The 16,690-nt window shown below is 70.0% G+C and carries 15 protein-coding genes; 8 read left to right on the forward strand and 7 right to left on the reverse strand.

Annotated elements, in window-relative coordinates; all coding sequences use genetic code 11:
* Position 1: 1 nt before the first annotated feature.
* The 5 genes from ENE75_RS19150 to ENE75_RS19170 form a co-directional block, all read right to left on the reverse strand.
* Entirely contained in the window at positions 2-517 is a 516-nt protein-coding gene (locus ENE75_RS19150; RefSeq protein ID WP_158289016.1) for a TRAP transporter small permease, read from the reverse strand.
* 71 nt (positions 518-588) lie between these two features.
* Positions 589-1,554: a TRAP transporter substrate-binding protein gene (locus tag ENE75_RS19155; protein WP_128199931.1), complete on the reverse strand. Its 966-nt coding sequence runs from the start codon at positions 1,552-1,554 to the stop codon at positions 589-591.
* A gap of 34 nt (positions 1,555-1,588) precedes the next feature.
* Positions 1,589-2,407, reverse strand: coding sequence for a putative hydro-lyase (locus tag ENE75_RS19160; RefSeq protein WP_128199932.1), 819 nt, complete (start codon positions 2,405-2,407; stop codon positions 1,589-1,591).
* 56 nt (positions 2,408-2,463) lie between these two features.
* Positions 2,464-3,363, reverse strand: coding sequence for a LysR family transcriptional regulator (locus ENE75_RS19165; RefSeq protein ID WP_128199933.1), 900 nt, complete (start codon positions 3,361-3,363; stop codon positions 2,464-2,466).
* A gap of 22 nt (positions 3,364-3,385) precedes the next feature.
* Positions 3,386-4,039 carry an aspartate/glutamate racemase family protein gene (locus ENE75_RS19170; protein WP_128199934.1) on the reverse strand — a complete coding sequence of 218 codons (654 nt, stop codon included), beginning with the start codon at positions 4,037-4,039 and terminating at the stop codon, positions 3,386-3,388.
* Positions 4,040-4,123: 84 nt separating this feature from the next.
* On the opposite strand from ENE75_RS19170, the gene ENE75_RS19175 reads away from it, so the two are divergent.
* From ENE75_RS19175 to ENE75_RS19190, 4 genes are all read left to right on the forward strand, one after another.
* A complete protein-coding gene (locus tag ENE75_RS19175) occupies positions 4,124-5,098 on the forward strand; it encodes a TRAP transporter substrate-binding protein (RefSeq protein WP_128199935.1) in 975 nt (324 codons plus the stop codon).
* A 21-nt stretch (positions 5,099-5,119) separates the two neighbouring features.
* On the forward strand, positions 5,120-5,629 hold the full coding sequence (locus ENE75_RS19180) for a TRAP transporter small permease (protein WP_128200013.1): 510 nt from the start codon (positions 5,120-5,122) through the stop codon (positions 5,627-5,629).
* The gene (locus tag ENE75_RS19185; RefSeq protein WP_128199936.1) at positions 5,622-6,923 is read left to right on the forward strand and encodes a TRAP transporter large permease; all 1,302 of its coding nucleotides are present in this window, start codon (positions 5,622-5,624) and stop codon (positions 6,921-6,923) included. Before ENE75_RS19180 ends, ENE75_RS19185 begins: the two co-directional genes overlap by 8 nt.
* A 109-nt stretch (positions 6,924-7,032) precedes the next feature.
* Complete coding sequence (locus ENE75_RS19190; protein WP_199232360.1) at positions 7,033-9,570, forward strand: GspE/PulE family protein; 2,538 nt, start codon at positions 7,033-7,035, stop codon at positions 9,568-9,570.
* A 285-nt stretch (positions 9,571-9,855) separates the two neighbouring features.
* On the opposite strand, the gene ENE75_RS19195 is transcribed toward ENE75_RS19190, so the two are convergent.
* Together ENE75_RS19195 and ENE75_RS19200 are read right to left on the reverse strand one after the other, a co-directional pair.
* Positions 9,856-10,305 carry an HU family DNA-binding protein gene (locus ENE75_RS19195; protein WP_128199937.1) on the reverse strand — a complete coding sequence of 150 codons (450 nt, stop codon included), beginning with the start codon at positions 10,303-10,305 and terminating at the stop codon, positions 9,856-9,858.
* A gap of 168 nt (positions 10,306-10,473) precedes the next feature.
* Positions 10,474-12,069 (reverse strand): tetratricopeptide repeat-containing diguanylate cyclase, encoded by a 1,596-nt coding sequence (locus ENE75_RS19200; protein ID WP_128199938.1) that lies wholly within the window; start codon positions 12,067-12,069, stop codon positions 10,474-10,476.
* Positions 12,070-12,206: 137 nt separating this feature from the next.
* On the opposite strand from ENE75_RS19200, the gene ENE75_RS19205 reads away from it, so the two are divergent.
* From ENE75_RS19205 to ENE75_RS19220, 4 genes are read left to right on the forward strand one after another with little or no spacing between them, the layout of a single operon-like run.
* Positions 12,207-14,519 (forward strand): bifunctional salicylyl-CoA 5-hydroxylase/oxidoreductase, encoded by a 2,313-nt coding sequence (locus ENE75_RS19205; protein ID WP_128199939.1) that lies wholly within the window; start codon positions 12,207-12,209, stop codon positions 14,517-14,519.
* The gene (locus tag ENE75_RS19210; protein ID WP_128199940.1) at positions 14,516-15,271 is read left to right on the forward strand and encodes an SDR family NAD(P)-dependent oxidoreductase; all 756 of its coding nucleotides are present in this window, start codon (positions 14,516-14,518) and stop codon (positions 15,269-15,271) included. Before ENE75_RS19205 ends, ENE75_RS19210 begins: the two co-directional genes overlap by 4 nt.
* Positions 15,268-15,783: a MarR family winged helix-turn-helix transcriptional regulator gene (locus ENE75_RS19215; protein WP_233259169.1), complete on the forward strand. Its 516-nt coding sequence runs from the start codon at positions 15,268-15,270 to the stop codon at positions 15,781-15,783. The genes ENE75_RS19210 and ENE75_RS19215 overlap by 4 nt, the downstream gene beginning before the upstream one ends.
* Complete coding sequence (locus ENE75_RS19220) at positions 15,780-16,637, forward strand: enoyl-CoA hydratase family protein (RefSeq protein WP_128199942.1); 858 nt, start codon at positions 15,780-15,782, stop codon at positions 16,635-16,637. The genes ENE75_RS19215 and ENE75_RS19220 overlap by 4 nt, the downstream gene beginning before the upstream one ends.
* Positions 16,638-16,690 lie beyond the last annotated feature (53 nt).

The following is a 16,690-nucleotide window of genomic DNA, read 5'->3' on the forward strand; positions in this document are numbered from 1 at the left end:
CTCAGTCGACGTGGGTGGCTTCGGCCGAGGGCTCGGCGAAGAAGGCCTGGCCCGACAGGCGTGACCACAGCGCCTGGGCAAAGGCCAGCGCAAAGCCCACCGCCCCGAGCGCCATGCTCAGCTGCGGGATCCACATGGGCGTGGCGTCACCGGTGGGCGCCACGTCGTGCAGCGTGTACGACACCCACACCAGCCGCACCGAGAACCACGCCAGGTAGGCCGACAGGCCCACGCCCAGCGCCAGCGACAGCAGCTCCATCACACCGCGCAGGCCGAGCTTCACATGGTCCAGCAGCAGCGTGGCGCGGATGTGCTCGTTGTGCTGCAGCGTGGCCGGCAGGGCCAGGAACAGCGCTGCGGCGATGGCATAGCCGGCGTAGCCGTCCAGGCCCGGGATGTTCCAGCCGAACAGCCGGGCCAGGATGTTCAGGCCGATGGCGGTGAAGGCGCCCACCATGGCCACGCCGGCCAGGGCCAGCAGCAACCGGTAGAACCCGAGCATGAAGCGGTGCAGCATCGCCTGTCCTCCGGTGTGTGCGGGTGCCCGTGGCCGGCAGGCGTTCAGCGCCTGCCGCGTCGGGGCTGGCGTCAGTTCTTGCGGTAGGCGTCGATGATGGCCTTGCCTTCGGCACCGGCGGCGGCCAGCCATTCTTCGGTCATCGTGTCGCCGATCTTCTTCAGCGCCGCCTTCACGCTGTCGCTGGGCGGCGCGATGGTCACCCCGTTGGCCTTGAGCACGGCGATGGAATCGGCGTCCACCTGCTCGCTCATCTTCCAGCCGCGCGCCTCGGCATCGGCCGCGGCCTTCAGCACCGCGTCCTGCGTGGCCTTGTCCAGCGCGTCGAAGGCCTTCTGGCTGACGGCGGTGACGTTGCGCGGCAGCCAGCCGTTGACGGGGTAGAAGTACTTCACCTGCTCGTAGAGCTTGCCGTCGGCGCCGCTGGCGCTGCTGGTGAGGAAGTTGTTGGCCGCGCCGGTGGCCAGCGCCTGGCCCAGCTCGGGGAGCTGGATCGTCACCGGCGACGCGCCCAGCATCGTGGCGATCTTGGTCGTGGCCGGGTTGTAGGCGCGCATCTTGGTGCCCTTGAAATCGTCGGCACTGTTGATCGGCTTGACCGAGTACAGCGACTGGCCAGGCCAGGGCACCGAGAACAGCATCTTCACGCCCTGCTTGCCCAGCACACCGGCCTGCACCGGCTTGGCGGCGTCGTAGAGCTTCTTCGCGTCCGCATAGCTGGTGGCCAGGAAGGGGATGGAATCGGCGCCGAACAGCGGGTTCTCGTTGGCCAGGCCGGAGATGATGAACTCGCCCGCCGGCACCAGGCCGGTCTGGATGGCGCGCTTGATCTCCGGCTGCTTGAACAGCGACGCGCCCGGGTGCACCGTGATCATCAGCTTGCCGCCGGTGGCCGCCTTCACGTCGGCAGCGAACTGCTCCAGGTTCTTGGTCTGGAAGGTGTTGGCGCCGTAGCCACTGGCCAGGTCCCATTTCGTCTGGGCACTGGCGGAAGCAGCGAGGGCAAGGGCCGTCAGGCCGAAGGCGAGCGATTTCATGTCAGGGCTCCTTCTGGGTGAACTGGGTTGTGGGTCAGTGGCTGGCCAGCTGGTGGTTCAGCAGGTCGGTGATCAGCATGGCGCCCGGTGCATGCGTGATGCACAGCGGCGGCCGGGCGCGCTTGAGCGCAGCCTGAGGCGTGACGCCACAGGCCCAGAACACGGGGATCTCGCCGGCTTCCACCGGCACCGCGTCGCCGTAGTCGGGTGCCGACAGGTCGGCAATGCCCACCTGGGCCGGGTCGCCCAGGTGCACCGGCGCACCGTGCACCGCCGGAAAGCGCGAGGTGATCTGCACCGCGCGGATGGCGTGGGCCGCCGTCATCGGCCGCATCGACATCACCATCGGCCCGCCGAACGGCCCGGCCTCCTGGGTGGCGACGTTGGTGCGGTACATGGGCACGTTGCGGCCCAGGTCCACGTGCCGGATGGGGATGCCTTCGGCACGCATCGCCCACTCGAAGCTGAACGAACAGCCGATGGCGAAGCTCACCAGGTCGTCGCGCCAGAGCGCGCGCACGTCGGCGCACTCCTCCACCAATTCGCCGTCGCGCCAGACGCGGTAGCGCGGCAGGTCGGTGCGCAGGTCCAGGTCGCCCGCCAGCGTCGGCAGGGCCGGGCTGCCGGCGTCGCTGACCGCCAGCACCGGGCAGGGGCGCGGGTTGCGCTGGCAGAACAGCAGGAAATCGGCGGCCCAGTCGCGCGGCAGCACCACCAGGTTGGCCTGCACCAGGTCGTCGGCCAGGCCGCTGGTGTGCGCCGCCGGCGCGCCGGCGCGGAAACGGCCGCGGGCTTCCGAACCGCGCCGGGCGGCGTCCGCGTCGAAGGTCGAGGGGGTCGGGTGGTTCGGCATGGGCGCATGCTGCGCCGAAGAACGCGCGCCGACAAACAGAAGTTTTCTCGCTCAGGTCATCGATATTTTCGATGATTGGGGTCAACCCCAAGATGGCGCAGCAGGCTGTCGACCACCGGCCGCTGGGCGGCGGAACTGGGGTCCATGCGCCAGCTCAGGTGCACCGGCAGCGGCGGCAGCGTGCTGTCGCAGGCCAGCGCCTTGAGCGGGCCACGGCCGCGCAGGCGCTCGACGACGGCCGACGGCAGGGTGGCGATGCCCAGGCCGTCCTCCACCAGCCGCGCCAGCGCGCTGATCGACGACACGGTGTGCACGCGCCGTGGCTCGATGCCGGCGCGGTGCAGCAGGTCCAGCAGCGCCACGTGCGGCTGCGAGCCGCGCTGGAAGGTCAGCAGCTCGTGGCCGGCCAGGTCGGCCAGCGTCCACTGCCGGCGGCGGTGCTGCTGGGCGTGGCCGACGAACAGCATCGGCATCGACGGCAGTGCGATGGCACGCACGCCGGTGCCGGCCGCGGGCAGTGCCGCGATGGCCAGGTCCAGCGTGCCGCGCGCGAGCTGGTCCACCAGCACCGGCGAGGTTTCCACCGTCAGCTCCAGCGCCATCTCAGGCTGCGCGGCGTGCAGCTGGCGCACCCAGTCCATCAGCCACGAGTGCAGGGCCGACTCGAACGCCCCGACGCGCAGCAGCACGGGCTGTGCGGCCGAGGCGCCCAGCTCGGCGCGGATCTCCTTCTGCATGGCCAGCAGCTTCTCCGCATGGCCCATGAAGCGCTGGCCGGCCACGGTGAGGCGGAACTGGCGGTCGCCGCGGTCGAGCAGCAGCGTGCCGAGTTCCTGCTCCAGCGCCGCGATGCGGCTGGACATGGCCGACTGCGTGAGGTGCAGCTTCTCCGCCGCGCGCGTGACACTGCGCAGCGTGACCACCCAGTAGAAGGCTTCGACGAAACGCAGGTTCATGGGGTTCGTGCTGTCGTGGGTGTCATGGCAGCGCGGCCCAGCGCGCGTGCAGCAGCGTCATCACGTCGTGCACCGGCCGCCCGCAGGCGCGCGCCACGGCGTCGCTGTAGGGCGGCATGTTGGTGCACTCCAGCACGATGGCGCCGATGGCCGGGTGGGTCGTGATCAGCGCCCGTGCAGCATCGACCACCTGCTGCTCGGCGTCCACCGGGTCCAGCGTGGGCCGGTCCTCCAGCAGCGTGCGCGCGAAGGCGCTGTCCGGCCGTATGCCCTGCACCGGCGTGTCGGGGCCGGCCCCGGCGGCGCGCAGCACGGCCGCATCCAGCGCGCTGCCGTCCACCGTCACCACACCTGGCCGGCGCTCGGCGAGTTCCGGCAGCCACAGCAGGGCCGACGTCCACACCGGCACCGGCAGCGCCGCCTGCAGCTCGGCCTGCCAGCGGGCCAGGAAGCCGCAGCTGGTGGTCAGGGCGCGCGCGCCGTCGGCCACCATCGCGCGGCCGGCCTCGATGAAGGGGGCGATCAGCGCCGGGTCGCCCTGTTGCACCACACGCACCGGCGTCGCGCCCTGCACCACGCGGTGGCGCACCGGCATGGTGAAGCTGCCGGCATAGCCGATGTCGCCCGGCAGACGGGGGAAGCGGGTCTGCAGCATCAGCACGCCGAGATGGGCCATGGTGGGGCTTCGGTGAAAGTCCCGGGCAGACGGACGTCTGGCACGCCCTATGCTCCGGCACCGTTTTCCAGACCCGGAGTGTCCATGAAAGCCAGCCACGTTCTCGTCTCCGCCGCCCTCGGTGCCCTGGTGGCCGCCGGCCCCGCCCTGGCCCAGACCAAGTGGGACCTGCCCGCCGCCTACCCGGCCACCAACTTCCACAGCGTCAACCTGCAGGCGTTCGCCGACGAGGTGAAGGCTGCCAGCGGCGGCAAGCTGGAGATCACGGTGCACGCCAACGCGTCGCTGTTCAAGGCGCCGGAGATCAAGCGCGCGGTGCAGGGCGGCCAGGCGCAGATCGGCGAGATCCTGCTGGTGAACTTCGGCAACGAGTGGCCGATCTTCTCCGCCGACGGCCTGCCCTTCCTGGCCGACAGCTACGACAGCGCGATGAAGCTCTACGCCGCGCAGAAGCCGATGCTGCAGAAGAAGCTCGGCGAGCAGGGCATGATGCTGCTGTACGCCGTGCCGTGGCCGCCGCAGGGCATCTACAGCAAGCGCGCCGTCAACGCGGCCGCCGACCTCAAGGGCCTGAAGTGGCGCGCCTACAGCCCGGCCACCGCGCGCATCGCCGAGCTGGTGGGCGCGCAGCCGGTGACGGTGCAGGCTGCCGAACTCAGCCAGGCCATGGCCACCGGCGTGGTGGAGAGCTACATGTCCAGCGGCTCCACCGGCGCCGACACCAAGACCTACGAGCACCTGAAGTTCTGGTACGACACCCAGGCCTGGCTTCCGAAGAACGCGGTCATCGTCAACAAGCGCGCCTTCGACGCGCTGGACAAGGCGACGCAGGACGCCGTGATGAAGGCCGCCGCCACGGCCGAGTCGCGCGGCCTGGAGGCCAGCAAGAAGGTCAACACCGAGAGCCTGGACAAGCTGCGCGCCGGCGGCATGCAGATCCTGCCGCCGTCGCCGCAGCTCAAGGCCGACCTGCAGAAGGTGGGCGAGACCATGCTCAAGGAGTGGCTGGACAAGGCCGGCCCCGAGGGCCAGGCGCTGGTCGACGCCTTCCGCAAGTGAGCGCAGCAAGCCGCTGACGTGCTGCGCCGCGCGCTCGACGCCCTGTACGACGGTGCCGCCTGGCTGGCGGCGCTGGCGATGATCGGCCTGCTGGCGATGGTGCTGCTGTCCATCGCCAGCCGGCAGCTGGGCTTCCACGTGCCCGGCACCGACGCCTACGCCGGCTACCTGATGGCGGCCTGCGGCTTCCTGGCGCTGGCGCACACCTTCAAGCGCGGCGAGCACATCCGCGTCACGCTGATCCTGCTGCGGCTGAAGGGCCGGGCGCGGCGCGCGCTGGAACTGTGGGCGCTGGCCGCCGGCACGCTGCTGGCGGCGCTGGCGGCGTTCTACGCGGTGCGGCTGTCCTGGCAGTCGCACCTGTTCCACGACATCTCCACCAGCAACGACGCCACGCCGCTGTGGATCCCGCAGCTGAGCATGGCAGCCGGCAGCATCATCCTGCTGGTGGCCTTCGTGGACGAGCTGGTGCTCGAGGTCCAGGGCCGGCGCTCGCACGCCACCCCCGACGAGGCGCTGCGCAATGAGTGACCTCGCCATCACCGCGCTGCTGGTCGCCAGCCTGTTCCTGATCCTCGGCAGCGGGGTGTGGATCGGGCTGACGCTGTCGGGCGTGGCCTGGATCGGCATGCAGCTGTTCAGCAGCCGGCCCGCGGGCGACGCGATGGCGGTCACCATCTGGGGCAGCGCCAGCAGCTGGACGCTGACCGCGCTGCCGCTGTTCGTGTGGATGGGCGAGATCCTGTTCCGCACCCGGCTGTCCAACGACATGTTCCGCGGCCTGGCGCCGTGGATGCAGGCGCTGCCGGGCCGGCTGCTGCACACCAACGTGGTGGGCTGCACCATCTTCGCCGCGGTGTCGGGCTCGAGTGCCGCCACCGTGGCCACCATCGGCAAGATGAGCCTGCCGGAGCTCAAGCGCCGCGGCTATCCGGATGCCATCGTCGTCGGCTCGCTGGCCGGTGCCGGCACGCTGGGCCTGCTGATCCCGCCGTCGATCATCATGATCGTCTACGGCGTCACTGCCGAGGTGTCGATCGCACAGCTGTTCGTCGCCGGCGTGCTGCCGGGGCTGATGCTGGGGGCGCTGTTCTCCGGCTACCTGGGACTGTGGTCGCTGCTGAACCCGGGCCGCATCCCGCCGGCCGACGGCGGGCTGACGCTGGCGGGCAAGCTCAAGGAGTCGCGCCACCTGATCCCGGTGCTGCTGCTGATCGCGGCGGTGCTGGGCAGCATCTACGGCGGCATCGCCACCGCCACCGAGGCCGCGGCGCTGGGCGTGGTGGGCGCGCTGCTGATCTCCGCCACGCAGGGTTCGCTGACCTGGGCCACCTTCCGAGAATCTCTGCTCGGCGGCGTGCGCCTGTACTGCATGATCGCGCTGATCCTGGCCGGCGCCGCCTTCCTGACGCTGGCCATGGGCTACATCGGCCTGCCGCGCCACCTGGCGGAGTGGATCGGCGGCCTGGGCCTGGCGCCGTGGCAGCTGCTGCTGGCGCTGGCAGGCTTCTACATCCTGCTGGGCTGCTTTCTCGACGGCATCTCGATGGTGGTGCTGACCATGGGCGTGATCCTGCCCACGGTGCAGGCCGCCGGCATCGACCTGATCTGGTTCGGCATCTTCATCGTCATCGTGGTGGAGATGGCGCAGATCACACCGCCAGTGGGCTTCAACCTCTTCGTGCTGCAGGGCATGACCGGGCGCGACATCGCCTGGATCGCGCGCGTGACCTTCCCGTTCTTCGCGCTGATGGTGCTGGGCTGCGCCCTGGTGTACTGGGTGCCGGAGATCGTGACCTGGCTGCCGGCGCAGATGCGCAGCTGAGCACAACAGGGGCCGCATCGGCCCGCTGTTCGACCGATCGCCAGACAGGCGCACGCCTACCATGGGCAGGACCTGGGCGCGCCGTCTGCGCCGCGTGGAGCCTGCCGCCATGTCCGACCTGTCGAACCCGCCGTTGAACCTCGTCCCCGTGGACGATTCGCCGGTGACGGTGTCGCTTCCGGACGCGCCCTATCTCTGGCCCACGCCGCCGCTGGCCTGCTATCCGCAGCCGATGCGCCCGATGGTGACCGACGCGTGCGTCGTCGAGGGCCTTAACGGCAAGACCATGCCCGGCCAGCTGGTGGCCTTCCACCCGGAGAAGGACGACCTTCAGCTGCAGGCATCCAACATGCGCCAGCCGCTGAAGATGCGGCTGAGCCAGTTCCGGCGACTGATCCTGGCCAAGCCGCTGTCGCCGCTGCCGGGCACGCCGTGCGTCGAGGACGGACATCCGCTGAACGAGCGCCCGCACCTACCCTACCGCATTCGGTTCACCGACGGCGACGAGGTCAGCGGCACGACGGTGGGCAGCGTCGAGGAGGCCTGGGGTCTGTACCTGTTCGAGCCGCTCGATGCGATCGGCAGCGTGCGTCGGATCTTCGTCCCGCGCAGCGCCTACACGGCGGCCGACATCGGCCCGAAGATCGGCGAAGTCCTGCTCGAGTTCGAGGTCACCACGCCGGGCGCACTGGACGACGCCCTGGAAGAGCAGAGCACCATGCGCAGCCGCCGCCTTGGCGACTTGCTGGTGATGCGCAAGGCGGTCACAGTCGACCAGCTTGCCGAGGCTCTGGAACAGCAGTGCAGCATGCCGATGGTGCGCATCGGCGACGCGCTGATGGCCATGGGTTACGTCACCGAGGCGGAGCTCGATGACGCCCTTCGCCAGCAGCACGACGAGCGCGGCGTCCCGCTGGGCGAACTGCTGGTGCGCAACGGCGTCGTCACGCCGCAGGAGCTGCAGACCGCCCTTGCGCGCAAGATGGGCTACCCGATGGTGGACCTGAAGGCGTTCCCGTTCGACCGCGACGCCGTGGACCGCCTGCCTTACCAGGTGGCGATGCGCCGCAGCGTCGTGCCGCTGATGCTGCGCGGTGGCCGGCTGGTGGTGGCCCTGGACAACCCCGGTCGCCGTGACGCGCTGGACGAGATCGAGTTCGTCACGCAGATGAAGGTCGTGCCGGTGCTGGCAGACCCACAGGAGGTGTCGCCGGCGATCGAGCGCGCCTACGAGCGACCTGACCTCAACGCCTGGATCCAGGCCGAAGAACTGCAAAGCGTCACCGCGCCGTCCGCCACCAGGCCGGACGCGCTGGATGCCCGCGAACTCCTGGCCACGCTGGAGCAACAGGACAGTCTGGACGCACCGCCGGAGACCGAGGAAGCGCAGATCGCGCAGAGCGACAACTCGCTGGTGCGGCTGATCAACAAGATGATCCTGGACGCACAGACGCAGTCGGTGTCCGACATCCACATCGAATGCCCGGGCAACCGGGAGAAGGTGCGCGTCCGCTTCCGCAAGGACGGTCACCTCAAGGCCTACCTCGAACTGCCGTACACCTACCGCTCGGCTGTGATCGCGCGCCTGAAGATCATGTGCGACCTCGACATCTCCGAGCGCCGCAAACCCCAGGACGGCAAGATCGCGTTCAGCAAGTTCTCCACCGGCTCGAAGCTCGAACTGCGCCTGGCCACGATCCCGACGCAGAACAACCTCGAGGACGCGGTGCTGCGCCTGCTCAGTTCCGCCAGGCCGCAGCCGCTGGAGCAGCTGGGTTTCAGCGCCGCCAATCTCGACGGCCTGAAGTCGGTGATGAAACGCCCCTACGGCATGGTGCTGTGCGTCGGACCCACCGGCTCGGGCAAGACCACCACGCTGCACTCGGCGCTGTCGTTCATCAACACCCCCGACCGCAAGATCTGGACGGCCGAGGATCCGGTGGAGATCACGCAGAGCGGCCTGCGCCAGGTGCAGGTGAACCCGCGCATCGACTGGACCTTCGCCAAGGCGCTGCGCGCCTTCCTGCGTGCCGACCCGGACGTGATCATGGTCGGCGAAATCCGCGACCAGGAGACTGCGCAGACCGCCATCGAGGCGTCGCTCACGGGCCACCTGGTGCTGTCCACGCTGCACACCAACAGCGCGGCCGAGACCGTGACCCGGCTGCTCGACATGGGCATGGACCCGTTCAACTTCGCCGACTCGCTGCTGGGTGTGCTGGCGCAGCGCCTGGTGCGGCGGCTGTGCCCCAAGTGCCTGCAGTCGCGCCCGGCCACCGAGGCCGAGGTGGACGAACTGGCCGAGGACTGGCTGCATGTGTGGCCCGATGCCGACCACCGGCCGGCCAAGGCCGACCTGCTGGCCGACTGGACCGCGCGCCATGCGCAGGACGGCCGGCTGCACTTCCACCATGCGCCGGGCTGCAGCGCCTGCGACCACACCGGCTTCAAGGGCCGCGCCGCGCTGCACGAACTGCTGACGGTGACGCGCACCATCAAGCGGCAGATCCAGACCGGCGCCCGCGCCGAGGAGATCCTGAACTCGGCGATGGCCGAGGGCCTACGCACGCTGCGGCAGGACGGCATCGAGAAGGTGCTCGATGGCGTGACCACCATCGAAGAGGTCCGCGCCGGCAGCAATGGCTGAGCCAGGACGTAGAACAGTCCCTGCGGACTGTTCTACGTCTGGCGAAGCGGCCGAGCTCTGCGAGGCCGTGGGTGCGGTGGAAGTTGAACAGTCCCTGCGGACTGTTTTCTGCCTGCCGAAGCGGCCGAGCTCTGCGAGGCCGTGAGTGCGACGGAAGTCAAGGAGCCCCTGCCGACCGTTCCACACCTGCCCATACGACCGAGCGCCCGTGACCGCGGGAGCCGCAGTCGACCTCCCAAGAAAAACGGCCGCCCGGAGGCGGCCGTTGGCAGGGATGCCGGTCGATCAGCTCGACGCAGCGTCCTTGAGCTTCTTCATCGGGCGGACCTTAACCTTCACGCTGGCCGGCTTGGCGGCGAACATGCGCTCTTGCTTGGTGAACGGGTCGATGCCCTTGCGCGCCTTCTTGGCCGGCACGTGGTTCACGCTGACCTTGAACAGGCCAGGCATCGTGAACGAACCCAGGCCCTTCTTGCTCAGCGAGGCGGCGATGGTGCTCTCCAGAGAGGCCAGCACCGACTTGACGTGCTTGACCTCGACGGCGGCCAGTTCGGCCAGGTGGGCGGCCAGGCTGGTCTTGTTGAACACCGTCTTGATCGCCTTCGGTGCGGCCTTGGGGGCTGCAGCCTTGGCGGCCTTCGGGGCGGCGGCCTTCTTCGCCGGAGCCGCCTTCTTCGCGGGAGCCGCCTTCGCGGCCTTCTTGGCGGGCGCAGCCGCCTTCTTCGCAGTTGCCATGAGTGTCTGTCCTTTTAGATGGAGTTCGCTCGTTTCAGCGAGCATGCGAATTCTAGGCACTTCTGCGCCGTTTTGAAGCACCGAGGGCCGCAGAAATCGCGCTTTTCGCGCTCGAAACGCGGCTTTCATGCCACGCCGTGGTCAACCGATGCGACGAAGCTGCGCGAATCAGGACACCGCCGCCTCGGCCACGCCATCGCGGCCACCGTGCTTGACCGCATAGAGCGCGCTGTCGGCGCGCGACATCAGCGCATCGAGTGCGCACGGGCCGACGACAGTGGCCAGGCCGATGCTCACCGTGCAGGCAGGCACGGCCGCGTCATCGACCGTCGCCTGCGCGCGAAGCCGGCCGAGCGCATCGCGCACACGCTGCGCCAGCGCATGCGCCTCGCGCGGGCCGCCTTCCACCAGCACGACGAACTCGTCGCCACCCAGCCGCGCCGGCGGCTCGGTGCCACGACAGCTCGCGCGCAGCACGTCGGCCAGCGCACACAGCAACTGGTCGCCTGCCGCGTGGCCCTGCGTGTCGTTGACCTGCTTGAAGTGGTCGATGTCGATCAAGAGCAGCGACACGGCCACGTCCGCGCGTGCACGCGACAGCCGCGCCAGCGCACGCTCCACGAAGCCGCGCCGGTTGGCGATGCCGGTCAGCGGGTCGAGCCGGGACTCGCGCTGTGCGCGCACCAGATCCACCTGCGCGGCCATGGTGCGTGCACTGCGCTGCGCACGCTCGAACACCAGACGCTCGCGCGCCGCGTGGAACTGCCGATGTGCCGCGAGCGCCTGCCGATGGTCGCCTGCGGCCTCGTGCGCGAGCGACAGGGTCAGCAGGATCGCGTCGGTGTGCAGTTCCGTGCCCATGGCACGCGCCTGCCGCAGCGCCGCTTCGCACACCGCCACGGCCTCCGTCAGGCGCCCGAGTTCGGTCAGTGCACGGGCCCGTGTGCGTGACAGGTGCAGTGCGTCGAGCGTGCTCACCCGCTCGGCTGCCTTGACCTCGGGCCGCTCCAGCACCTCGAGCGCACGTGCCGGCTGGCCGGCCATCAGCAGCGCCAGCGCCAGCGAATCCTGCCCCGACAGCACCTCGCCGTGCCCGGCGGCCAGCCCGTCGGCCATGCTGGACTCGGCCAGTTGCACGGCCTGCTCGGCACGCGGCATCCAGGCTGACGACGGCACGCCGGCGTCACGGTCGCGCTCGGCCCAGCAGGCCAGCGCCATCGCCAGGTTGTGGCGCACGCCGATGTGGCGCAGGTCGGAAGGGTCCGGCGGCAGCAGCGCCATGCACTCCTCGTAGGCCAGCGCTGCACCCTGCGGGTCGCCCACCGCGTTCAATGCCGTGCCCAGGCCGTTGAGCAGGCCGCACAGCACACCCGCATCGCCCTGGGGCCGTGCGAGTGCCAGCGCCTGGGTCAGCTGGTCCAGCGCGGCGGCATGGTCGCCCTGCGCGAAGCGCAGCATGGCCACCGCATTGCGCGCCGTGGCCTGCCCGCCCGCGTCGCCCAGCGCTTCGAACACCGCCAGCGCCTCCGACGCCGCGGCCTCGGCCGCCGGCACGTCGTCGGCCAGGCCGAGACTTCGCGCCAGCAGGCACAGCGCATGCCCCTGCACCCGGGCGCGACCGGCATCGCGCGCCTGCACGACCAGGTGCCGCAGCACCGGCTGGGCCTGCGCATGCGGCAAGGTCTGCAGCTGCCGCAGCGCGGCGATGGCGGCATCGTCGTCGGACGGCAATGCCGCCGGGCTCAAGGTCGGCGCGGTGGACAAGGTCGGGCCTCGGGCAGTCGTGGCCACATTCTGGCGCCAGTGAACGAGCCCGCGTCCACCTGCCCGCGGGATCGTTGCAGCGCTTGTCTCCAAAACACTTTAGATCTAAAGTATCTACCCGACCTCGGGAGACCCGGATGAACATCGTCTGCATCGGCGGCGGCCCCGCCGGCCTGTACTTTGCACTGCTGATGAAGCAGCTCGACCCGTCGCACGACATCACCGTCGTCGAGCGCAACCGGCCCTACGACACCTTCGGCTGGGGCGTGGTGTTCTCCGACGCGACGATGGACAACATGCGCCTGTGGGACGCGCCCACCGCCGCCGAGATCGAGCAGGCCTTCAACCACTGGGACGACATCGAGCTGCACTTCAAGGGCCGCACCATCCGCAGCGGCGGCCATGGCTTCGTGGGCATCGGGCGCAAGAAGCTGCTCAACATCCTGCAGGCGCGCTGCGAGGTTCTGGGCGTGAAGCTGGTCTTCGAGACCGAGGCCGACAGCGATGCCGACTACCCCGACGCCGACCTCATCGTGGCCAGCGACGGCATCAATTCGCGCATCCGCACGAAGCAAGCCGCGGTGTTCCGGCCCGACATCGTCACCCGCCCCAACCGCTACATCTGGCTGGGCACGAAGAAGCAGTACGACGCCTTCACCTTCCTGTTCGAGAAGACGGAGCACGGCTGGTTCCAGGCCCATGTCTACAAGTTCGACGAAGAGACGGCCACCTTCATCGTCGAGTGTCCTGAGCACGTGTGGCTGGCCCACGGGCTGGACAAGGCGGGCGTCGACGATTCCATCGCCTTCTGCGAGAACCTCTTCGCCGCCAACCTGCAGGGCGAGAAGCTGCTGAGCAACGCGCGCCACCTGCGCGGCAGCGCGTGGCTGAACTTCCAGCGCGTGACCTGCGAACAATGGTCGCTGCACAACGGCCGCAGCCACGTGGTGCTGATGGGCGACGCGGTGCACACCGCGCACTTCGCCATCGGCTCGGGCACCAAGCTGGCCATCGAGGACGCGATCGAGCTCACGCGGCTGTTCAAGGAGACGCCGGATGCGGCGGCGAACATGCCCGCGCTGCTGGCCGAGTACCAGGCCCACCGCCGCATCGACGTGCTGCGCCTGCAGAACGCGGCCTGGAACGCGATGGAGTGGTTCGAGGTCTGTGGCCAGCGCTACTGCGACACGCTGGAGCCCGAGCAGTTCATGTACAGCCTGCTCACGCGCAGCCAACGCATCAGCCACGAGAACCTGCGCCTGCGCGACGCCGGCTGGCTGGAGGGCTACGAACGCTGGCTGGCGCAGCGCGCCGGGCTCGACGGCCAGCTGGCCGTGCCGCCGATGTTCACGCCCTGGCACCTGCGCGGCATCACGCTGAAGAACCGCGTGGTGGTTTCGCCGATGGCGCAGTACCGCTGCAGCGATGGCCTGCCCGGCGAGTACCACCTGGTGCACCTGGGCGCCCGCGCCATGGGTGGCGCGGCGATGGTGGTGGCCGAGATGACCTGCACCAGCCCCGACGCCCGCATCACCCCCGGCTGCCCCGGCCTGTGGAACGACGCACAGCGTGACGCCTGGACGCGCATCGTCGACTACGTGCACCGCGAGACGGACGCGAAGATCGCGATCCAGATCGGGCATGCCGGACCCAAAGGCTCCACCAACGCACCGTGGGACCACACCGGTGCCGACCGGCCCTTGCCCGCGGACAACTGGCCCCTGCTGGCGGCGTCCGCCCTGCCCTACCTGCACGATGGCCAGGTGCCGAGGGCCATGACCCGTGCCGACATGGACCGCGTGCGCGACGATTTCGTGGCCGCCACGCGCCGCGCCGCCGAGGCCGGTTTCGACTGGCTGGAGCTGCACTGCGCGCACGGCTACCTGCTGTCCAGCTTCATCTCGCCGCTGACCAACCGCCGCGACGACGACTACGGCGGCACGCTGGCCAAACGGCTGCGCTTCCCGCTGGAGGTCTTCGCCGCCGTGCGCGCCGCCTGGCCCGATCAACTACCGATCTCGGTGCGCATCTCCGCGCACGACTGGGTCGAGGGCGGCATCACGCCAGCCGACGCGGTGGAGATCGCCCGCGCCTTCAAGGCCGCCGGGGCGGACCTGATCGACTGCAGCTCCGGCCAGGTGAGCGCCGAACAGAGGCCGACCTACGGCCGCATGTACCAGACACCGTTCGCCGACCGCATCCGCCAGGAGGCCGGCATCCCGACCATGGCGGTGGGCGCCATCAGCGAGGCAGACCACGTCAACAGCATCATCGCCAGCGGCCGCGCCGACCTTTGCGCCGTGGCCCGCCCGCACCTGGCCAACCCGGCCTGGACGCTGACCGAGGCGGCCAAGATCGGCTACACCGCCATCGACTGGCCCAAGCCCTACCTCAGCGGCAAGTCGCAGATGGAAGCGCTGTTCCAGCGCGCCAAGGCGGCCAGCACATGACGCGGCACGCGCTGATCACCGGGGGCGGGCGTGGCATCGGCGCGGCCATCGCGCGCCGCCTGGCTACCGAAGGGATGCGGCTGACGCTGACCGGCCGCGACGGCGCGGCGCTGCAGGCCTTTGCGGCGACCCTGCCGACCGACACCCTGGCCGTCGCCGGCGACGTGAGCGACCCGGCGCAGGTGGCCGCGGTCTTTGCAGCGGCGCGCGCCCGCTTCGGCCCGGTTCAGGTGCTGGTCAACAACGCCGGCCAGGCCGCCACCGCGCCGCTGCACAGGACCGACGACGCGCTGTGGGCGCGCATGCTCGCGGTCAACCTCACCGGCACCTTCCTGTGCACGCGCGAGGCATTGGCCGACATGCGTGCCGCCGGTGCCGGCCGCATCGTCAACGTCGCCAGCACGGCCGGCCAGCGCGGTTATGCCTACTGCAGCGCCTATGCGGCCGCCAAGCACGGCGTGGTCGGCCTCACGCGCTCGCTAGCGCTGGAGGTGGCGGCCACCGGCATCACCGTCAACGCGGTGTGCCCTGGCTTCACCGACACCGACATCGTCGCCGACAGCGTGCAGCGCATCGTCGACAAGACCGGCCGCACCGAAGCCGATGCCATGGCCGAGTTCACCCGCCACAACCCGCAGGGCCGCCTGGTGTGCCCCGAGGAAGTGGCCGACGCCGTGGCCTGGCTGTGCAGCGACGGTGCGGCGGCGGTGCACGGACAATGCGTTTCGGTCAGCGGCGGAGAAGTCATGTGAACAAGCCATTGCGCCTGGTGCAGGGCCTGGACGGCCAGCGTGACGCCGGCCACGAGGCCCGTGCGGCGGAGAACGATCACGCCAGCCTCAAGCTGTGGCTGCGCCTGCTGGCCACCGCCACACAGATCGAGACCGAGATCCGACGCCGTCTGCGCACGCAGTTCGACACCACGCTGCCGCGCTTCGACTACCTGGCGCAGTTGCATCGCCACCCCGAAGGCCTGCGCATGAACGAGCTTTCGCGGCACCTGATGGTCACCGGCGGCAGCATCACCGGCCTGACCGACCAGCTGGAGCAGGAAGGCTACGTGCAGCGCGAGCAGTCGCCGGAAGACCGGCGCGCCTTCCTGCTACGCCTGACGCCCGCCGGCCGGGCCGCCTTCGAAGGTATGGCCGCGGTGCACGAAGGCTGGGTGATCGAACTGCTCGGCGGCCTGAATACCACCGAGCGCAGCACGCTGCACGGCCTGCTTGGCCGGCTGCGCGTGACGATGCCGACGGAGACCCCATGAGCGACCATGACACCCACCTCGCCGCCCTGCAGCAGGGCAACCGCCGCCCGCTGGCCGGCTACGCCGCCACACACTTCAGCTGGCAATGCGACGCCGGCGTGGCCACCATCACGCTCAACCGCCCCGAGCGCAAGAACCCACTCACCTTCGCCAGCTACGCCGAACTGCGCGACCTTTTCGGCGCCCTGAAACACGCCGACGACGTGCACGCGGTGGTGGTCACCGGGGCCGGCGGCAACTTCTGCAGCGGCGGCGACGTGCACGAGATCATCGGCCCGCTGCTGCAGCTGCCGGCGCCGGAACTGCTGATGTTCACGCGCATGACCGGCGACCTGGTCAAGGCCATGCGCGGCTGCCCGCAGCCCATCGTGGCCGCGGTGGACGGCGTGTGCGCCGGGGCCGGCGCCATCGTCGCGATGGCGTCGGACCTGCGCCTGGGCACGGCGCGCAGCAAGACCGCCTTCCTGTTCAACCGCGTGGGCCTGGCCGGCTGCGACATGGGCGCCTGCGCCATCCTGCCGCGCCTCATCGGCCAGGGCCGCGCCAGTGAGCTGCTCTACACCGGCCGCGCGATGAAAGGCGACGAGGGAGAACGCTGGGGCTGGTTCAACCGTCTGGTGGAGCCCGACGCCCTGCTGGCCGACGCCCAGGCCATGGCCCGGGACCTGGTGGCCGGGCCGACCTTCGCCAACGGCATCACCAAGACCATGCTGCACCACGAGTGGGCCATGACGCTGGAGCAGGCCATCGAGGCCGAGGCCCAGGCCCAGGCCCTCTGCATGCTCACGAACGACTTCCGCCGCGCCTACGAGGCTTTCGCGGCGAAGCAGACGCCCGTGTTCCAGGGCAACTAGACTTGCCGCCGTATTCGACGAGGAATGACATGAAAACCCCACGCTCACTTCGT

The organism is Rubrivivax albus, from assembly GCF_004016515.1.
In the GTDB taxonomy this organism is placed as follows: domain Bacteria; phylum Pseudomonadota; class Gammaproteobacteria; order Burkholderiales; family Burkholderiaceae_C; genus Rubrivivax; species Rubrivivax albus.

What these genes read in the sequence shown, in the direction of transcription:
- ENE75_RS19170 (WP_128199934.1), bottom strand. Translation starts at nt 4,039, where the DNA reads ATGGCCCATCTCGGCGTGCTGATGCTGCAGACCCGCTTCCCCCGTCTG.
- ENE75_RS19155 (WP_128199931.1), bottom strand. Translation starts at nt 1,554, where the DNA reads ATGAAATCGCTCGCCTTCGGCCTGACGGCCCTTGCCCTCGCTGCTTCC.
- ENE75_RS19150 (WP_158289016.1), bottom strand. Translation starts at nt 517, where the DNA reads ATGCTGCACCGCTTCATGCTCGGGTTCTACCGGTTGCTGCTGGCCCTG.
- ENE75_RS19220 (WP_128199942.1), top strand. Translation starts at nt 15,780, where the DNA reads ATGAGCGACCATGACACCCACCTCGCCGCCCTGCAGCAGGGCAACCGC.
- ENE75_RS19165 (WP_128199933.1), bottom strand. Translation starts at nt 3,363, where the DNA reads ATGAACCTGCGTTTCGTCGAAGCCTTCTACTGGGTGGTCACGCTGCGC.
- ENE75_RS19195 (WP_128199937.1), bottom strand. Translation starts at nt 10,305, where the DNA reads ATGGCAACTGCGAAGAAGGCGGCTGCGCCCGCCAAGAAGGCCGCGAAG.
- ENE75_RS19210 (WP_128199940.1), top strand. Translation starts at nt 14,516, where the DNA reads ATGACGCGGCACGCGCTGATCACCGGGGGCGGGCGTGGCATCGGCGCG.
- ENE75_RS19190 (WP_199232360.1), top strand. Translation starts at nt 7,033, where the DNA reads ATGTCCGACCTGTCGAACCCGCCGTTGAACCTCGTCCCCGTGGACGAT.
- ENE75_RS19160 (WP_128199932.1), bottom strand. Translation starts at nt 2,407, where the DNA reads ATGCCGAACCACCCGACCCCCTCGACCTTCGACGCGGACGCCGCCCGG.
- ENE75_RS19185 (WP_128199936.1), top strand. Translation starts at nt 5,622, where the DNA reads ATGAGTGACCTCGCCATCACCGCGCTGCTGGTCGCCAGCCTGTTCCTG.
- ENE75_RS19175 (WP_128199935.1), top strand. Translation starts at nt 4,124, where the DNA reads ATGAAAGCCAGCCACGTTCTCGTCTCCGCCGCCCTCGGTGCCCTGGTG.
- ENE75_RS19205 (WP_128199939.1), top strand. Translation starts at nt 12,207, where the DNA reads ATGAACATCGTCTGCATCGGCGGCGGCCCCGCCGGCCTGTACTTTGCA.